Origin of the sequence: Pseudomonas sp. BCA17 (genome assembly GCF_004519405.1) — a bacterium.
In the GTDB taxonomy this organism is placed as follows: Bacteria; Pseudomonadota; Gammaproteobacteria; order Pseudomonadales; family Pseudomonadaceae; genus Aquipseudomonas.
In genome coordinates this window covers 494,747-510,729 of sequence record NZ_SGWI01000004.1, presented here as the reverse complement: position 1 = coordinate 510,729, position 15,983 = coordinate 494,747, and the positions used below count along the sequence as shown (strand labels likewise).

At 61.2% G+C, this 15,983-nt stretch carries 13 protein-coding genes; 5 read left to right on the top strand and 8 right to left on the bottom strand.

Annotated elements, in window-relative coordinates:
- Positions 1 to 199: 199 nt before the first annotated feature.
- Genes EXW71_RS18555 through pcaC form a run of 4 tightly spaced genes read left to right on the top strand, consistent with a single transcriptional unit; the run spans position 200 to position 4,074 of the window.
- On the top strand, positions 200 to 1,495 hold the full coding sequence (locus EXW71_RS18555) for an MFS family transporter (protein WP_123714964.1): 1,296 nt from the start codon (positions 200 to 202) through the stop codon (positions 1,493 to 1,495).
- Positions 1,496 to 1,504: 9 nt separating this feature from the next.
- Complete coding sequence (locus tag EXW71_RS18550; RefSeq protein ID WP_134658031.1) at positions 1,505 to 2,869, top strand: 3-carboxy-cis,cis-muconate cycloisomerase; 1,365 nt, start codon at positions 1,505 to 1,507, stop codon at positions 2,867 to 2,869.
- Positions 2,870 to 2,879: 10 nt separating this feature from the next.
- Positions 2,880 to 3,671: a 3-oxoadipate enol-lactonase gene (pcaD, locus tag EXW71_RS18545; protein WP_134658029.1), complete on the top strand. Its 792-nt coding sequence runs from the start codon at positions 2,880 to 2,882 to the stop codon at positions 3,669 to 3,671.
- A gap of 10 nt (positions 3,672 to 3,681) precedes the next feature.
- Positions 3,682 to 4,074 carry a 4-carboxymuconolactone decarboxylase gene (pcaC, locus tag EXW71_RS18540; protein ID WP_134658027.1) on the top strand — a complete coding sequence of 131 codons (393 nt, stop codon included), beginning with the start codon at positions 3,682 to 3,684 and terminating at the stop codon, positions 4,072 to 4,074.
- Here pcaC and EXW71_RS18535 read toward each other — a convergent pair whose 3' ends face one another.
- The 5 genes from EXW71_RS18535 to EXW71_RS18515 all read right to left on the bottom strand — a co-directional run bounded on the left by EXW71_RS18535 (position 4,075) and on the right by EXW71_RS18515 (position 12,248).
- The gene (locus EXW71_RS18535) at positions 4,075 to 4,974 is read right to left on the bottom strand and encodes a polysaccharide deacetylase family protein (RefSeq protein WP_123714966.1); all 900 of its coding nucleotides are present in this window, start codon (positions 4,972 to 4,974) and stop codon (positions 4,075 to 4,077) included. It abuts the gene before it with no gap.
- Positions 4,975 to 5,057: 83 nt separating this feature from the next.
- Positions 5,058 to 6,308 carry an OprD family porin gene (locus EXW71_RS18530; protein WP_134658025.1) on the bottom strand — a complete coding sequence of 417 codons (1,251 nt, stop codon included), beginning with the start codon at positions 6,306 to 6,308 and terminating at the stop codon, positions 5,058 to 5,060.
- Between the two features lie 172 nt (positions 6,309 to 6,480).
- Complete coding sequence (gene adeC, locus EXW71_RS18525) at positions 6,481 to 7,938, bottom strand: AdeC/AdeK/OprM family multidrug efflux complex outer membrane factor (RefSeq protein WP_123714968.1); 1,458 nt, start codon at positions 7,936 to 7,938, stop codon at positions 6,481 to 6,483.
- A complete protein-coding gene (locus EXW71_RS18520) occupies positions 7,935 to 11,096 on the bottom strand; it encodes an efflux RND transporter permease subunit (RefSeq protein ID WP_123714969.1) in 3,162 nt (1,053 codons plus the stop codon). The genes adeC and EXW71_RS18520 overlap by 4 nt, the downstream gene beginning before the upstream one ends.
- A gap of 3 nt (positions 11,097 to 11,099) precedes the next feature.
- Positions 11,100 to 12,248 (bottom strand): efflux RND transporter periplasmic adaptor subunit, encoded by a 1,149-nt coding sequence (locus EXW71_RS18515; protein WP_123714970.1) that lies wholly within the window; start codon positions 12,246 to 12,248, stop codon positions 11,100 to 11,102.
- Positions 12,249 to 12,513: 265 nt separating this feature from the next.
- Between EXW71_RS18515 and EXW71_RS18510 the strand changes: the two genes are divergently transcribed.
- Positions 12,514 to 13,146 (top strand): TetR family transcriptional regulator, encoded by a 633-nt coding sequence (locus EXW71_RS18510; protein WP_123714971.1) that lies wholly within the window; start codon positions 12,514 to 12,516, stop codon positions 13,144 to 13,146.
- Positions 13,147 to 13,380: 234 nt separating this feature from the next.
- On the opposite strand, the gene EXW71_RS18505 is transcribed toward EXW71_RS18510, so the two are convergent.
- From EXW71_RS18505 to EXW71_RS18495, 3 genes are read right to left on the bottom strand one after another with little or no spacing between them, the layout of a single operon-like run.
- Positions 13,381 to 14,436 carry an alkene reductase gene (locus EXW71_RS18505; protein WP_134658023.1) on the bottom strand — a complete coding sequence of 352 codons (1,056 nt, stop codon included), beginning with the start codon at positions 14,434 to 14,436 and terminating at the stop codon, positions 13,381 to 13,383.
- Between the two features lie 27 nt (positions 14,437 to 14,463).
- A complete protein-coding gene (locus EXW71_RS18500; RefSeq protein ID WP_134658021.1) occupies positions 14,464 to 15,630 on the bottom strand; it encodes an MFS transporter in 1,167 nt (388 codons plus the stop codon).
- A gap of 13 nt (positions 15,631 to 15,643) precedes the next feature.
- Positions 15,644 to 15,970, bottom strand: coding sequence for a helix-turn-helix transcriptional regulator (locus tag EXW71_RS18495; RefSeq protein WP_123714974.1), 327 nt, complete (start codon positions 15,968 to 15,970; stop codon positions 15,644 to 15,646).
- Between the last annotated feature and the right edge of the window lie 13 nt (positions 15,971 to 15,983).

The following is a 15,983-nucleotide window of genomic DNA, read 5'->3' as shown; positions in this document are numbered from 1 at the left end:
GCCCAACGGGAGCAAGCTCCCTCGCCACAGGTTACTTTTTAGCCTTTCCCCTTCTTAACTGACTGGCATTAGTGATTGCGGCCGTTCTTCTCTTGTAGCTTGTAGCTTGTAGCTTGAAACTTGCAACTGCTCCACATGCGGAACATGGTTGTTGCAAAGTATGTCTAGGCTATAACTGTTCCCACTGAGTGAAAAAACCATGACAACAACAACGAGTCACTACACCGGAGAAGAACGCAGCAAACGGATTTTTGCGATTGTCGGTGCTTCTTCCGGCAACCTGGTCGAATGGTTCGACTTCTACGTCTATGCCTTCTGCGCCATTTACTTTGCCCCTGCATTTTTTCCATCGGACAACCCCACCGTTCAGCTGGTCAACACTGCCGGTGTGTTCGCCGCCGGGTTCCTGATGCGGCCGATCGGTGGTTGGCTGTTTGGTCGCGTGGCCGACAAGCACGGCCGTAAAAACTCGATGATGATCTCGGTGCTGATGATGTGCGCCGGCTCGCTGGTCATCGCCTTTTTGCCGACCTATAACACCATCGGCGTCTGGGCGCCGATCCTGCTGTTGGTGGCGCGCCTGTTTCAAGGCCTGTCCGTGGGCGGCGAGTACGGCACTACCGCGACCTATATGAGTGAGGTGGCGCTCAAGGGACAACGGGGTTTCTTCGCTTCCTTCCAGTATGTGACGCTGATCGGCGGGCAATTGCTGGCCGTGCTGGTGGTGGTGATCCTGCAACAGTTTCTCACTGAAGAAGAACTGCGGGCCTGGGGCTGGCGTATCCCGTTCGTGATCGGCGCCATTGCGGCGGTGATTTCGCTGCTGTTGCGCCGTTCATTGAAAGAAACCACCAGCAAGGAAATGCGCGAAGACAAAGACGCCGGCAGCATTAGCGCCTTGTTCCGCGACCACAAGGCGGCGTTCATCACCGTGCTGGGCTATACCGCCGGCGGCTCGCTGATTTTCTATACCTTCACCACTTACATGCAGAAGTACCTGGTGAACACCGTCGGCATGCATGCCAAGACGTCGAGCTACATCATGACCGGTGCGCTGTTCCTGTACATGTGCATGCAGCCGGTGTTCGGTATGTTGGCGGACAAGATCGGCCGACGTGCCTCGATGTTGTGGTTCGCCGGCCTTGGCACCCTGTTCACCGTGCCTATCCTGCTCACCTTGAAAACCGTCAGCAGCCCGTTCCTGGCGTTCGTGTTGATCACCCTGGCCTTGGCGATTGTGAGTTTCTACACCTCCATCAGCGGCCTGGTCAAAGCGGAGATGTTCCCGCCTCAGGTACGTGCGTTGGGAGTGGGCCTGGCCTACGCGGTCGCCAATGCAATTTTTGGCGGCTCGGCGGAATTCGTCGCGCTGAGCCTGAAGTCCATCGGCCTGGAAAACAGCTTCTATTGGTATGTCACGGCGATGATGGCAATCGCTTTCCTGTTCAGCTTGCGCCTGCCGAAACAGGCGGCGTATCTGCACCACGATCTCTAGGGATGAGTTATGACGCTGCGCACGAGCAATCAACTGTTCGACGCCTACTTCACCGCTGACAGCATGGCCGAGGTGTTCTGCGACCATGGACGCCTGCAGGGCATGCTGGATTTCGAGGCTGCACTGGCCCGCGCCGAGGCGCGGGTCGGGCTGATTCCGCAGGCCGCCGTGGCACCGATTGCCCAAGCCTGCCTGGCGTCGTTGTACGACGTGGATGCGCTCGGCGTGGCGATTGCCACGGCGGGCAATTCGGCGATTCCATTGGTCAAGGCGTTGGGCAAGTTGATCGCCGCTGAAGACGCCGGTGCCGAACGTTATGTGCACCTGGGCGCAACCAGCCAGGATGTGATGGACACCGGCCTGGTACTGCAACTGCGGCGTGCCATGGAGTTGATCGAAACGGACCTGGCGCGTTTGGGCGGCATTCTGGCCGCTCAAGCGCAGCGTCATGCAGCCACGCCTCTGGCTGGCCGCACCTGGCTTCAGCATGCGACGCCGGTGACGTTGGGCATGAAAATCGCCGGTTGGCTGGGTGCCGTCACCCGTAGCCGTCAGCGTCTGGCCGAGCTGAAGCCGCGCCTGCTGGTGCTGCAATTCGGCGGTGCGTCCGGCACCCTCGCGGCGCTCGGCGAACAGGCCATGCCAGTGGCCGAGGCGCTGGCGGCCGAGTTGCAGTTGAGCCTGCCCGAGCAACCCTGGCATACCCAGCGTGATCGCCTGGTGGAGTTTGCCGGCAGCCTTGGCCTGATCGCCGGCAGCCTTGGCAAAATCGGGCGCGATATCAGCCTGTTGATGCAGACCGAAGCCGCCGAAGTGTTTGAACCCTCGGCACCGGGCAAGGGCGGTTCCTCGACTATGCCCCACAAGCGCAACCCGGTGGGCGCTGCCGTGCTGATCAGCGCCGCCACGCGCGTGCCCGGCCTGGTGGCGACGATGTTCAGCGCCATGCCCCAGGAGCACGAGCGCAGCCTGGGTTTGTGGCACGCCGAATGGGAAACCCTGCCGGAGATCTGCCGGCTGGTGTCCGGTGCCTTGAAGCAGGCATTGCTGGTGAGTGAGGGCCTCGAAGTCGATGCGCAGCGCATGGCGCACAACCTCGACCTGACCCAAGGCCTGGTGTTGGCCGAAGCGGTCAGCATCGTGCTTGCCCAGCGCCTGGGCCGCGAGACCGCGCACCATCTGCTTGAGCTTTGCTGCAAACGTGCCGTCGCCGACGGGCGCCATCTGCGCGCCGTGCTGGCGGACGAACCGCAGATCACCGCCGAGCTGTCGGCGTCTGAGCTGGACCGGCTGCTTGACCCGGCTAACTACCTGGGCCAGGCCCATACTTGGGTTACCCGCGCGGTGGCCGACCATTTTGCATTGAACGCCTGAGGAGAACGCTGTGGCTTTTGTACAACTCGCCGAGGGCGAACTGCATTACCAACTGGACGGGCCGATCGACGCGCCGGTGCTGGTGCTGTCCAACTCCCTGGGTACCGACATGCATATGTGGGACATCCAGATTCCTGCCTTCACCCGGCATTTTCGCGTGTTGCGTTTCGACACCCGTGGCCACGGCCAGTCCCTGGTGACGGAGGGGCCTTACAGCATCGAGCAACTTGGCCATGACGTGGTTGCGTTGCTCGACGCGCTGGATATCCAACGTGCGCATTTCTGTGGCCTGTCCATGGGCGGGCTGATTGGCCAATGGTTGGGCATTCACGCGGGCGAACGCCTGCACCGCCTGGTGGTGTGCAACACCGCCGCCAAGATCGGCACGCCCGAGGTATGGAACCCGCGCATAGAAATGGTCCTGCGCGATGGCGCGGCGGCGATGGTGGCCCTGCGCGATGCTTCGATTGCGCGCTGGTTCACGGCTGATTTCGCGGCGGCCAACCCGCACCAGGCGCAGCAGATCACCGACATGCTCGCGGCGACTTCACCCCAGGGCTATGCCGCGAACTGCGCAGCGGTGCGCGATGCCGATTTTCGTGAGCAATTGGCCTCGATCAAAGTGCCGACCCTGGTGATTGCCGGCACTGAAGATGCCGTGACACCACCGGCCGGCGGGCACTTTATCCAGAACCATGTGAAAGGCGCCGAGTACGCCGAGTTCTACGCGGCTCACCTGTCCAACGTTCAAGCCGGCACAGCGTTCAGCGAACGCGTGCTGGAATTTTTGCTGGCCCGTTAAGGAGTCTTTTGTGGACGAGAAACAACGTTACGCTGATGGCCTGCAAGTGCGCCGCGAGGTGCTGGGCGATACCCACGTCGACCGTAGCCTCAATGCCCTGACCGAGTTCAACAGTGAGTTCCAGGAAATGATCACCCGTCATGCCTGGGGCGATATCTGGACCCGACCAGGGTTGCCACGGCACACCCGCAGCCTGATCACCATCGCCATGTTGATCGGCATGAACCGCAGTGAAGAATTGAAATTGCACCTGCGTGCCGCCGCCAGCAATGGGGTCACTCGTGCCGAGATCAAGGAGGTGCTGATGCAGAGCGCGATCTACTGCGGCATTCCGGCGGCGAATGCGACGTTCCACCTGGCGGAGTCGGTGTGGGATGAGTTGGGGGTTGAGTCTCGCGAGTGATCAGTGGGAATCGGCGTCCCACACCCAGTTCCACACCCCGGGCAGATGCACCGGCTCATTCACATCCTTGACCGTGCGGGCCAACGCCGCGCGTTCCAGGGTGGCGTGGTCGGTGTAGAACGGCTCGGCGGCGGTTTTCATGCCGTTGATCCGCGCACTGTCCATCAGGATCTGCAGGTACTCCTGCATATGCCGCGCGGTGTAGCGGTTGATGTCGTGGAAGGTCACCACCACGGGGATCACGCCGTCCACCGTCGGCAGTTCACCCAGGGCAATATGCTCGCGCACCACTGACAGTTGCCGGTACAGATTGGCCCGGCGACGCGGGCTGCCATTGAACCCCCAGATCTTGCCGTCATTGGCACTCAGGTCCGTGAGCAACACCTGCATGTGGTGGCGCTGGTAGGCCGCGAAGGTGCGCTTGTCGTAGTTCCAGAAGGGCGGGCGAACCAGCAGGGGCGGTGTTCCGGTGATGGCGGCGATGTCTGCCGAGCCTTGGGTGAGGGTGCGTTCCAATTCGGCGTCACTCAGCCAGCGATGGTTGGTATGAAACGCAGTGGCCGTATGGAATGCCAGGATATGCCCGGCGGCATATTCGCGCTCCATGGTCTTGTGGCCGCGAGGGTTGCCGCCGGAACGGGACGCCTCGGTCTGCAGGAAGAACACCGCCTTGATGCCCGGCAACACCGGGTTTTTCGCCAGGTCTGCCATTACTGAACGGCTCGGGTTGTTGTAGCCCGAGGCGCTGGGGCCGTCATCGAAGGTCAGCAGAAATCGGATCGGTGCCTGGGCCTGCAAGCGCTGCGCGGTCTGCGGCGTCAAGGCGACAGGTGCGCTGATGCAGCCATTGAGGCTCAAGGCCAGGGCTAGCAGGGCAGTCGCTGAAGCGAAGGCTTTCATGGGGGATGCGGGCTCGAATAAAGGCCGCTGCTGGGCGGTTCAGCAGCGGCAGGCGCGCACCATACAGCAAGTGGGACGCCGGTTTACAGCAGGCTGATCGGGTAACTGACGATCAACCGGTTTTCATCGAACTCGTTGTTGCTGTAGTCCCTGCGCATCGTGGAGTTGCGCCAGCGTACGTTGAGGTTCTTCAGGGTTCCACTCTGCACGGTGTAGCCCACTTCGCTCTCACGCCCCCATTCCTTGCCGTCGGTGATCGTGCCGGTGTGTACGTTGCTGCCGCTGATGTAGCGGTTCATCAAGGTCAGGCCCGGGATGCCGAGGGCGGCGAAATTGTAGTCGTGGCGCACTTGCCAGGATTTTTCCTGCGCGTTGTCGTAGCTGGAATTGTAGCTGTCGTTGGCCAGGGTGCCGCCGCTGGTGCCGTTGACGCGCATCCAGGCGTTGTTGCCGGTGAGTTTTTGCAGGCCGACGTAGAAGGTATTGCCGCCGTAGCGCGCGGAAAACAGGCCGGACCAGGTCTTGTTGTCCAGGCTGCCGGCGCGGGCGCTGCCATCGTCCTTGCCATAGAAAAAGCCAAGGTTGGCACCCAGGGTCCAGTCACCCACGGGCTGGCTGTGGATCAGGTTGACGAACTGCTGGCGGTAGATGTCCTTGAGCTGGGCATTCCACAGGCCGACCTGGGTGCGTTTGTCATTGAACGCATATTCCGCACCTTGAAAGTTGAAGCGATCGGAGGTGAATGCCGCTTTGCCGGTCATCGACATGTCGCTCATGCTGCTGTCGTCACGTGGGCTGTTGGCGCGGAACTGGCCGCCATACACCGTCAGGCCGTCGATCTCCCTGGAGGTGATTTGCCCACCGCGCAAGGTCTGCGGCAGCGAGCGGCCATCATCGGCACGCAGGATCGGCAGCACAGGCATCCATTCGCCGACCTTCACTTCGGTCTTTGAAATACGCGTCTTGAACGCCACGCCCAGGCGCCCGAAGTTATCGGCCGGGCGGCCATCGTGGTCCAGCGGCAACAGTTGGGTACCGCCGGTGCCGCGTCCACCGTCGAGCTTTTGCGAATACAAGCCCAGTACATCCAGGCCGAAACCCACCGTGCCTTGAGTAAAGCCGGACTTGGCGTCGAGGATGAAACTTTGCGTCCACTCCTGCGCGCCGCCCTGGCTTTTGGTCGGGTTGGTGTAATTGCGGTTGAAGAAGAAATTGCGCAGGTTGAGGTTGGCGCTGGCGTCTTCGAGAAAGCCGTGTTCTTCAGCGACCACGGGTAGGGCAAAGCCGGCGACAGCGGTGGCCAGCAAAAGCTGGCGCGGATGGAAAGTGCTCATGGTGTCGGACCTGTTGTTATTGGGGTTGTGCAGGTGGCGGCCATGGTGCTTGGCGGTATGGGAGCGTTGAAAGTGGGGAAGAGCGGGTTGTGGGCGATGATCGAACGAAAGCTGGTGGGGCACGGAAAATAAAAAGCCCACCGAAAGGTGGGCTTCGTTTACGCCGCAGATATCAGAACAGCTTCATCTTCGGCGCTTCTTCTTTCAACGGTTCGTTTTTAGCGGTTTGCTCGTTCCAGCCGCCGCCGAGGGCCTTGTACAGGTTGACCTCGCTGGTCAGTTGCGCCAGGCGGTCGGTGATCAGCGATTGCTGGGCACTGAACAGTTGGCGCTGGGCGTCGAGGAACGTCAGGTTGCTGTCGACACCAATGCGGTAGCGACGCTCGGCCAGGCGGTAGTAATCCTGGTTGGCGGCGACGAACCCACGTTGGGCGTCCAGTTGCTGCTTGTAGGTCGCACGTGCGGCGAGGCCGTCGGAGACTTCCTGGAAGCCGGTCTGGATCGCTTTCTCGTAGTTGGCCACGTTGATCTCTTTCTGGATCTTCGAGTAATCCAGGCTTGCGCGCAGGCTACCGGCGTTGAAGATCGGGATGTTGATCTGCGGGGCAAACGACCAGGTGCCTGAACCGCCTTTGAACAGGCCGCCCAGGTTAGGGCTGGCGGTACCGGCGCTGGCGGTCAGGCTGATGCTCGGGAAGAACGCTGCACGGGCTGCGCCGATATTGGCATTGGCGGCCTTGAGGTTGTACTCGGCCTGCACAATGTCGGGACGACGTTGCAGCAGGTCAGACGGCAAGCCGGCCGGCACTTCGCTGAGCAGGTCATCCGACAGCGGCTTGCTGGCCAGGTTGGCCGGCAGGCCGGTGCCCAGCAGCAGAGTCAGGCTGTTTTCGTCCTGGGCTACCTGGCGCGTATAGCGGGCAAGCTGCACGCGGGCGTTTTCCACCGAGGTACGCGACTGGCTGAGGTCGAGGGCCGAGGCCACGCCGACTTCGTTGCTGCGCGAGGTCAACCGGTAGCTCTCCTCGAAGGCGCCCAAGGTGTCCTGGGTCAGCTTGAGCAGTTCCTTGTCGGCCTGCCAGGTCAGGTAGGCATTGGCCACGCTGGCCACCAGGCTGATCTGGGTACTGCGCCGTGCTTCTTCAGTGGCGAAATACTTTTGCAGGGCCTCTTCGCTCAGGCTGCGGACGCGACCGAACAGGTCCAGCTCATACGCGCTGATCCCGAGCCCGGCCGAGTATTGGCTGTTGATGCTCGCCTCGCCGGTCTGCGACAGGCGCGCCGGAGTACGCGAACGGCTGCCGCTACCCGTGGCCGAAACGGCCGGGAACAGGTCGGCACGCTGGATCTGGTACTGCGCCGCATACGCGTCGATGTTCAGGGCCGCGACGCGCAGGTCACGGTTGTTCACCAGCGCGGTCTGGATCAGCTGTTGCAGGGCGGGGTCATGGAAAAACTGCTTCCAGCCCTGCTCGGCAGCGGCCTGGCCCGGCGCCTGGGCCGACGAATACGCCGGCCCCTGGGGGAACTGGGCGGCTACCGGCGCCTCAGGGCGCTGGTAGTCGGGTATCAAAGAGCAGCCACTGAGCACGAATGCCGTGACGGCCAGGGAAAGTAGCGACTTGCTCATTGGCCAGCCTCTTTAGGGGTTTCAGTAGTAACCGGTTTCTTGCGTTCGCCGGCGGACGACACGGTTGCGTAGAACAGCGGCACCCAGAAGATCGCCAGGACAGTAGCCGTGATCATACCGCCGATGACGCCGGTACCGATCGCGTGCTGGCTGCCTGAGCCTGCGCCGGTGGAAATCGCCAGCGGCAGTACGCCGAGCATGAACGCCATGGACGTCATGATGATCGGGCGCAGACGCATGCGGGACGCTTCGATGGCGGCCTCGACGATGCCTTTGCCCTGTTCGTGGAGTTCTTTGGCGAATTCCACGATCAAGATGGCGTTTTTCGCTGCCAGACCCACGGTGACCAGCAGGCCCACCTGGAAGAACACGTCGTTGGACAGGCCGCGCAGGCTGGTGGCGATCAATGCACCGATCACGCCCAGTGGCACCACCAGAATCACCGCAATCGGGATCGACCAGCTTTCGTACAGTGCCGCGAGGCACAGGAACACCACCAGCAGCGACAGGGCGTACAGCGCAGGCGCCTGGGAGCCGGACAGACGTTCTTCATACGACAGGCCGGTCCACGAGTAGCCGATACCGGTTGGCAGATCCTTGGCAATACGCTCGACTTCCGCCATCGCGTCACCCGTACTGTAGCCTGGTGCCGGAGTACCGAGGATTTCCATCGCCGCTACACCGTTATAACGCGAGAGCTTCGGCGAGCCGTAGATCCACTTGCCCGAAGAGATGGCCGACAGGGGCACCATCTTCCCGGAGGTGCTGCGTACGTACCATTTGTTGAGGTCTTCCGGAGACATGCGGCTGGCTGCATCGCCCTGCACGTACACCTTCTTCACACGACCACGGTCGATGAAGTCGTTGACGTAGCTGCCACCCAGGGCAATCGCCAGGGTCTGCTGGATTTCCGCCAGGCTGATGCCTTGGGCACTGGCCTTCTCGTCGTCAACGGTCAGCTCGTATTGCGGCTCATCGTTCACGCCGTTGGGGCGCACGCCCGCCAGGATCTTGCTTTGCGACGCCGCGCCCAGGAACTGGTTACGCGCATCCATCAACTTCTGGTGGCCAACGCCGCCCTGGTCTTGCAGGAACACGTCGAAACCGGTGGCGTTACCCAATTCCAGAACCGAAGGCGGCACGATGGCAAAGACCATGGCGTCCTTGAAGGCCCCGAAGAAGTAACCCTGGGCACGCTTGGCCACTTCAAACACCGATTGCGACGCATCACGCTCGTCCCACGGCTTGAGCATCACGAACGCAAGGCCCGAGCTCTGGCCACGACCGGCGAAGTTGAAGCCGTTGACGGTAAACACCGACTTCACGGCCTTGCCTTCGCCCGGCTCGCCTTCCTTGTCGTTCAGCAGGAAGATACGCATATCGTCGATGACTTTCTGCGTACGTTCAGCCGACGAACCTACCGGCGTCTGCACCTGGGCAAAGATCACACCCTGGTCTTCTTCAGGCAGGAACGCGCTTGGAATGCGGGTGAACATCCAGATCATGCCGGCCAGGATCAGCGCATACACCAGGAACGCCGGGATCTTGTGCTTGATCATGCCGCCCACGCCGCGCTCGTACTTCTGAACGCCGCGATCGAATGTGCGGTTGAACCAGCCGAAGAAGCCGCGCTTGGGTTGGCCGTGTTTTTCCGGGTCGATCGGCTTGAGCATGGTGGCGCACAAGGCCGGGGTGAAGATCAAGGCAACCAGTACCGACAACGCCATCGCCGAAACAATGGTGATGGAGAACTGCCGGTAGATCACACCGGTGGAACCGCCGAAGAACGCCATCGGCAACAGTACCGCCGACAGGACCAGGGCAATACCCACCAGGGCGCCCTGGATCTGGCCCATGGACTTGATCGTCGCCTCTTTCGGCGACAGGTGTTCCTCGGCCATTACCCGCTCGACGTTTTCCACTACCACGATGGCGTCGTCCACCAGCAAGCCGATGGCCAGGATCATGCCGAACATTGTCAGGGTGTTGATGGTGAAGCCGGCTGCCGCGAGGATGCCGAAGGTGCCCAGCAATACCACCGGTACGGTCATGGTGGTGATGATGGTGGCGCGGAAGTTCTGCAGGAACAGGAACATCACCAGGAACACCAGCACGATCGCTTCGACCAGGGTGTGAACCACACCGGAGATCGATTCGGTCACCACCGGGGTGGTGTCATACGGCACCACCGCCTTCATGCCAGGCGGGAAGAACGGTTCCAGGGACGCCACGGTGGCGCGGATAGCCTTGCCGGTGTCGAGGGCGTTTGCACCGGCTGCCAGCTTGATGGCCATACCGGAGGCCGGCTTGCCGTTGAACTGCGCACTGATGCTGTAGTTCTGGCCACCCAGCTCGATGCGAGCCACGTCGCCCAGGCGAACCTGCGAGCCGTCGGCGTTCACCTTCATCAGGATCTTGGCGAACTCTTCGGCGCTTTGCAGGCGGGTCTTGCCGATAATGGTGGCGTTCAGCTGGGTGCCGGGCAGGGCAGGCAGGCCGCCCAACTGGCCGGTGGCTACCTGGACGTTCTGGGCCGCAATGGCGTTGCTGACATCTACGGGCGTGAGCTGGTAGTTGTTCAGCTTGGCCGGGTCGAGCCAGATACGCATGGCGTACTGCGAACCGAACACCTGGAAGTCACCTACACCCGCGGTCCGGGAAATCGGGTCCTGGATGTTGGAAACGATGTAGTTGGACAAGTCGTCCTTGGTCATGCTGCCGTCTTCCGACACCAGACCAATCACCATCAGGAAGTTCTTCACCGACTTGGTCACGCGGATACCCTGCTGCTGCACTTCTTGCGGCAGCAGTGGGGTCGCCAGGTTCAGCTTGTTCTGCACCTGGACCTGAGCGATATCCGGGTTGGTACCCTGGTTGAATGTCGCGGTGATGGTCATGCTGCCGTCGGAGTTACTGTCCGAGGCGACATAACGCAGGTTGTCGATACCGTTGAGCTGTTGCTCGATCACCTGCACGACGGTGTCCTGCACGGTCTGTGCGGACGCGCCTGGGTAGGTCACTTGGATATCGATAGCGGTTGGCGCAATGGCCGGGTATTGGTTGATGGGCAACTTCAGGATCGACAATGCCCCGACCAGCATGATCACCAGGGCGATTACCCAGGCAAAAATGGGACGGTCGATAAAAAATTTCGACATGAATTACTCCCCTTTACCAGCAGCGGCAGCAGGCGCTGCAGCCGTACCGGCGGGTTTAGCGTTATCAGCGTCCTTGACCTTGACTTCGATGCCCGGCTTGATGAACTGCAGGCCCTCGGTGATCACGCGGTCACCGGCCTTGAGGCCATCTTCCACCAGCCAGTAGGCGCCGGCAGTGCGGTTCGCTACCAGGACGCGTTGCTCGACCTTGTTGTCCTGGTTCACGACCAGTGCCGTCGGGATACCCTTGAGGTCACGGGTCACGCCTTGTTGCGGCGCCAGGATGGCCTTGCTGTTCACACCCGCTTGCAGCTGGGCGTGTACGAACATGCCTGGCAGCAGGGTGTGGTCAGGGTTCGGGAACACGGCGCGCAGGGTCACGGAACCGGTGGTCTCGTCGACCGACACTTCCGAGAACTCCAGCTTGCCGTCCAGGCCGTAGGCCGTGCCGTCTTCCAGGGTCAGCTTGACCTTGGCGGCGTTGTCACCCGCTTTTTGCAACTGGCCGCTTTCCAGGTCGCGGCGCAGTTTCAGCATTTCAGCCGAGGACTGCGTGACGTCGACGTAGATCGGGTCCAGTTGTTGGATAACGGCCATGGCATCGGTCTGGCCATTGCTGACCAGCGCGCCTTCAGTCACCGAGGAACGGCCGATACGCCCGGAGATCGGCGCGAACACTTTGGTGTAGCGCACGTTGATCTGGGCGGTTTGCACGTTGGCCTCTGCGGTCATCCGGTTGGCCAGGGCGGTGTCGTACTCCTGGCGGCTGACGGCCTGCTCATCGACCAACTGCTTGTAGCGGTCGGTGATGGACTTGGTCTGGGTCAGGGTGGCTTGTGCGCTTTTCAGCGTGGCTTCATACACCGACGGGTCGATCTGGTAGAGCTGCTGCCCTTCCTTCACGTCGCCGCCTTCCTTGAACAGGCGCTTGAGAATGATGCCATTGACCTGAGGACGAACTTCCGCAATGCGGTAGGCCGTGGTACGACCTGGCAGTTCGGTGGTCAGGGTAAAGGCTTGCGGTTGAATGGTTACCACGCCGACCTGAGGGGTTTGAGCGGGCGGAGCCGCTTCTTCCTTTTTACATCCGCTGAGCAGCGATGCCAGGGCGACGGCAGTGACCAGAGCGGTAACAGCTGGCTTAAGTTGCATGAAGATCCTCGGGTCAGGCGCGCAGAGTGCGCACAAGCAGTGTGGAAGGGTAAAAAACAAGCTGTGAGTAGATAAGTAGCTTGCTACGCAATATACTTACGTTCATGGTTGTTTGTAAACTCTTGACAGGCTTTGCGGAATGTTGACAAAGCACCGCTGAAAGCCTGGATTCTAGTACGTTCGGCGCCCATGACGGTGTCGTCCCACAATTATTCAGATGCTCGTTGCCGATCATCCCAAGTGTTCTGATTGAGGTTTTATTGCCATGGTTCGTCGCACCAAAGAGGAAGCTCAGGAAACACGCAGCCAGATTCTCGAGGCCGCCGAGCAAGCCTTTTATCAGCGCGGCGTTGCGCGGACCACGTTGGCGGACATCGCCACGCTGGCCGGCGTGACGCGCGGTGCCATCTACTGGCATTTCAGTAATAAGTCGGACTTGCTCCAGGCACTGCTGGACACGCTGCACGAACCCCTGGACGAATTGGCCAGGGCGAGTGAAAGCGAGGACGAAGTCGACCCGCTGGGCTGTATGCGCAAGCTGTTGATTCATCTCTATCATCAAGTGGCTCTGGACCCGAAAACCCGGCGCATCAACGAAATCCTGATCCATAAGTGCGAGTTCACCGATGAAATGTGTGACATGCGGCGCCAACGCCAGACCCACAGTCTGGAATGCAACCTGCGCATCGGCCTGACGTTGCGTAACGCGGTCAATCGGGGGCAGCTTCCGGAAAACCTGGACACTGTCCGGGGGGCAGTGTGCATCCATGGCTACATCCAAGGCCTGATTGGCCAGTGGCTACTGGTGCCCGACAGCTTCCAGCTGCACCAGGACGCAGAGCGTTGGGTTGATGCAGGGCTGGACATGCTGCGCCTGAGCCCCAGCCTGCGCAATTGAGACAAAATGCGTAATTGCTTCCAGTTGTGTCAACAGTAAAGTCCAGAGACAGTCAATCGCCCTTCTGCCTGATGGGTAGGATGACTTTATATACGGGCTGGCGGTCGGTTGATAGATAGCCGCCTATGTATTTTGTAGCGATATTGTTGCAAGGCTGTGAAGGAATGTTTCCAAGCGCCTATGAAAAAGCCCCGGTTCCTGCGAACCGGGGCTTTTTCGTTTCAGCGATTTACGTCAGATCGCCAGCGTTGGGTAATCGATGTAACCCACCGGGCCTTTGCCGTAGAAGGTTTCCGGATGCGGTTCGTTCAGCGGTGCATCGGCCTTCAGGCGTGCCGGCAGGTCGGGGTTGGCAATGAACGGTACGCCGAAGGCCACCGCATCTGCCTTGCCCGCTGCCAGCCAGGCGTTGGCGCTGTCCTTGGTGAAACGCTCGTTGGCGATGTACGGGCCGCCGAAGGCTTTTTTCAACTGCGGGCCGAGGCTGTCGGCACCTTCTTTTTCGCGGGAACAGATAAATGCGATACCCCGCTTGCCCAGTTCGCTGGCCACGTAGGTGAAGGTTTCGGCCAGGTTCTCGTCACCCATGTCGTGGGAGTCGGCGCGCGGAGCCAGGTGCACGCCTACACGGCCGGCGCCCCAGATTTCAATCGCAGCGTCTGTGACTTCCAGCAGCAGGCGGGCACGGTTTTCCAGGGAACCACCATAGTTGTCGGTACGCTTGTTGGTGCTGCTTTGCAGGAACTGGTCAAGCAGGTAGCCGTTGGCGCCGTGGATTTCCACACCGTCAAAGCCGGCAGCCTTGGCGTTTTCCGCACCCACGCGGTAGGCGTCGACGATGTCGGCGATTTCAGCGGTTTCCAGGGCGCGCGGGGTTGGATAGTCGGCCAGTGGGCGCACCAGGCTGACGTGGCCTTTAGGCTGGATGGCGCTCGGGGCCACCGGCGTTTCGCCGTTCAGGTAGGACTCATGCGAGATCCGCCCTACGTGCCACAGTTGCAGGAAAATCTTGCCGCCCGCACCGTGTACGGCCTTGGTGATGTTGGCCCAGCCGCGCACTTGGTCGTTGGACCAGATGCCCGGAGTGTCGGGGTAGCCAACGCCCATCGGGGTGACCGAGGTCGCTTCGCTGAGGATCAGCCCGGCAGAAGCACGTTGCACGTAGTACTCGGCCATCAGTGCGTTGGGTACACGGCCTTCATCTGCGCGGCAGCGGGTCAGCGGTGCCATGATGATGCGGTTCGACAGTTCCAGGTCGCCCAGTTTGATCGGATCGAAAATAGTCGTCATGGGAAAACACTCTCTCTATTAAGTTGATCAGTTGGTCGCAGGGGCCAGGTCGGCATCGCCGCTCTGACGGAAAGTAATCAGGGTCACCAGCAGCGCGAGCACCGCCAGGGCGCCGGCGGCCACGGGCACGCTGGTCAGGCCGAAGCCGTGGGCAATCACGCTGCCGCCCACCCAGGCGCCCAGGGCGTTGCCGATATTGAAGGCACCGATGTTCAGGGTGGACACCAGGTTCGGTGCCGCCTTGCCAAAGGTCACTACGTTGATCTGCAGCGCCGGGACGGCGGCGAACGAGGCAGTTGCCCACAGGAACAGCGTGATTTCAGTCGGGATCAGTGCCGCGCTGGTCCAGGTCAATACGGTGGAGATCACCGCCATACTGATGAACACGCCGATCAACGTGGCTGCCAGGCGTTTGTCCGCCAGCTTGCCGCCGATGATGTTGCCCGCCGTGAGGCCCAGGCCGATCAACAGCAGCGTCCAGGTCACGCCCTTGGGCGAAACGCCAGTGACATCGCCCAGCAACGGCGCGACGTAGGTAAAGAGGGTGAACATGGACGCTGAAAACAGCGCGGTCATGGTCAGCGACAGCCAGATACCGGCACCCTGGAGGGCTTTGAGTTCGGCGCGCATGTCGAGTTTCTCTTCATCCCGCTTGGCGGGCAGGAAACGGATCAGACCGATCAACGCCACCACGCCAATCACCGTGACGGCCCAGAAGGTCGAACGCCAGCCGGCTTCCTGCCCCAGTGCAGTGCCCAATGGCACGCCCAGTACGTTCGCCAGGGTCAGGCCGGTAAACATCAAGGCCACGGCCGACGCGCGCTTGTTGGCCGGCACCAGATTGGCCGCTACCACCGAACCGATACCGAAGAAGGCGCCGTGGCACAGCGCGGTGATCACGCGGGCAAACATCAGCACGTTGTAGTCGCTGGCCAGGGCGCAGAGCAGGTTGCCGATAATGAAGATGACCATCAACGCTACTAGGGCGGCCTTGCGTGGCAGCTTGGCGGTCGCCAGTGCCATGAACGGCGCGCCGATGGCCACGCCCAGGGCGTAACCGGTAACCAGCCAGCCGGCGCCTGGAATCGACACGCCCAAATCCGCCGCCACATCGGGCAGCAAACCCATGATGACGAATTCGGTGGTGCCGATGGCGAAGGCGCTCAGGGCCAGTATGAGTAGCGAGAGGGGCATTATCGTTTCCTTGTTACAGCGCTGCTTTATCGTCAGCGCTGAGTTCAGTGATGAACGCGGCGAGGAAGGCTTGGATCGTTTCCTCGTTGCGTTTGAAAAAGTGCCATTGCCCGGCCTTCTGGCTGCTGATCAGACCGGCCCGTTGCAAGGTGGCCAGGTGGGCCGACACGGTCGACTGGGATAAGCCGCAGCGCTGGTCGATCTGCCCGGCGCAGATGCCGTATTCGTGGTTGTGCAGTTGTTCGGGGAACTGCACCTTGGGGTCTTTCAGCCAGGTGAGGATTTCTCGTCGTACTGGGTGTGCCAGGGCTTTTATTATTTCGTCGAGGTCGATGGACATGGCGGTTGCTCGT